The 2,178-nt window shown below is 68.9% G+C and carries 1 protein-coding gene; it reads right to left on the bottom strand.

Annotated features, from left to right (window positions below; translation table 11 throughout):
* Positions 1-2,178 (bottom strand): beta-ketoacyl synthase N-terminal-like domain-containing protein (locus NP777_RS46730; protein WP_256656295.1); only part of this gene is annotated, 2,178 nt, incomplete at both ends.

Here is a 2,178-nt window from a genome sequence, read left to right as displayed (position 1 = left end):
CCCGCAGCCAACCCCGCCAACGCCTCCCCACGATCCCCCGCCACCACCACCGCACGATCCGGCAACCCCGCACGACCACGACCCAACGCAAAGCCGAGTTCACTCACGTCGAGTTGCGGCTCTTCCGCAACGAAGGACCGCAGGCGTCGCGCCTGGGCCCGCAATGCCGCGTCACCCCGCCCGGACACCACCAGTGGCACAGGAACGCCCTTCGGCCAAGACATCGCCGGGGCGGTCGGCTCGGTCGCCGTCGGTGCCGCCTGTTCCAGGATGACGTGGGCGTTGGTGCCGCTGACCCCGAACGCGGACACCCCGGCCCGGCGCGGACGCCCCACCTCCGGCCACACGCGCTCCTCGGTCAGCAGCTCCACCGCACCCGACGACCAATCCACCTGCGATGTCGGCTCCTCCACGTGCAATGTCCGAGGCGCGATGCCGTGCCGCAACGCCAACACCATCTTGATGACACCAGCCACACCCGCAGCCGCCTGCGCATGACCGATGTTCGACTTCAACGACCCCAGCAGCAGCGGCCGATCCCGATCCTGGCCGTACGTAGCCAGCACCGCCTGCGCCTCGATGGGATCGCCCAGCGCCGTACCCGTGCCATGGGCCTCGACCACGTCCACCTCGGCGGCCGACACGCCAGCACTGGCCAGCGCCTGCCGGATGACACGCTGTTGCGAAGGGCCGTTCGGAGCCGTCAGTCCGTTTGACGCGCCGTCCTGGTTCACCGCGCTGCCCCGCACCACCGCCAGCACCCGATGGCCGTTCCGCTCCGCGTCCGACAGCCGCTCAACCGCCAACACGCCCACGCCCTCGGCCCACCCCGTACCGTCAGCCGAAGCGGCGAAGGACTTGCACCGGCCATCGACCGACATGCCGCGCTGCCGCGAGAAGGCGATGAAGATACCGGGCGTGGGCATCACCGTGACGCCACCGGCCAGCGCGATCGAACACTCGCCGGCTCGCAGGGCCTGAGCCGCCAGATGCAGCGCCACCAGGGACGAGGAGCATGCCGTGTCCACCGCGACCGACGGTCCCTCGAAGCCAAGCGCATAGGACACCCGCCCCGACAGCACGCTGGCCGAGGCGCCGAGGCCCAGCATGCCCTCGAGCTCGGCGGGCACCGGCTCCACGCCCGAACCGTAGTTGTGGTATGTCACACCGGAGAAGACACCCACGTCCTTGCCCCGCAGGGTGGTCGGATCGATCCCGGCCCGTTCCAGCGCCTCCCACGAGGTCTCCAGCATCAGACGCTGTTGCGGGTCCACGGCCAGCGCCTCACGTGGCGAGATCCCGAAGAAGCCCGGGTCGAACTCCCCGGCATCGTGCAGAAACCCACCTTGGTGCGCATAGCTGGTACCGGGGTGGTCCGGGTCCGGATGGAACAGGTTCTCCAGATCCCAGCCACGGTTCACCGGGAAGTCGCTGATGCCGTCCCGGCCGTGAAGCACCAGCTCCCACAGCTCTTCCGGCGTGGAGACTCCCCCCGGCAGCCGACACGCCATGCCCACGATCGCCACCGGCTCGGTCGACGCGGCTAGGGACGCCGATGTCGGAGCCGCCACCTCCTCCGGGGCCGGGGCCCCTGTGTCCCCGATGAGTTCGTCACGCAGAAAGTCGGCGAGGATCAGGGGCGTGGGGTAGTCAAAGAGCAGGGTGGTCGGGAGAGTCCGGTCGGTGAGTGCGTTCAGACGGTTGCGCAACTGCACAGCGGTGGCCGAGTCGAACCCGATCTGGTTGAACACCATGTCCGGTTCAATGGCTTCCAGCGAGGAGTGCCCCAAGACGCTCGCGGTCTCCTGGCGCACGGTCTCCAGCAGGATGCGTTCCTGCTCCTGCGCGGACTCCCCACGAAGGCGTGCGGTCAACGCGCCGGTTTCTTCGGGAAGTTCGGCGATCCCCGAAAGCTGATCGTCTACGGATCCCGCATCGGCGGGGGCGGCGTTCTTGAGCCAGTAGTGCTGATGTTGGAAGGCGTAGGTCGGGAGGTCACACGCGATGTGACCGGGGACGTTGCCGAGCAGGGCGGACCAGTCGACGGATACACCACGTACATACGCTTCGGCCAGGGAGGTAAGCACGCGGCGCATGCCACCCTCATCCCGGCGGAGCGTCCCGGTCACCACCACCGGCCCCGCGTCCGCTTGCTCTGCCGCCGCCTCGATACTCATC

The organism is Streptomyces rugosispiralis, assembly GCF_024505145.1.
GTDB lineage: Bacteria > Actinomycetota > Actinomycetes > Streptomycetales > Streptomycetaceae > Streptomyces > Streptomyces rugosispiralis.
Note: the sequence above shows the minus strand (reverse complement) of the source record. Positions and strands in the feature narration are given on the sequence as shown.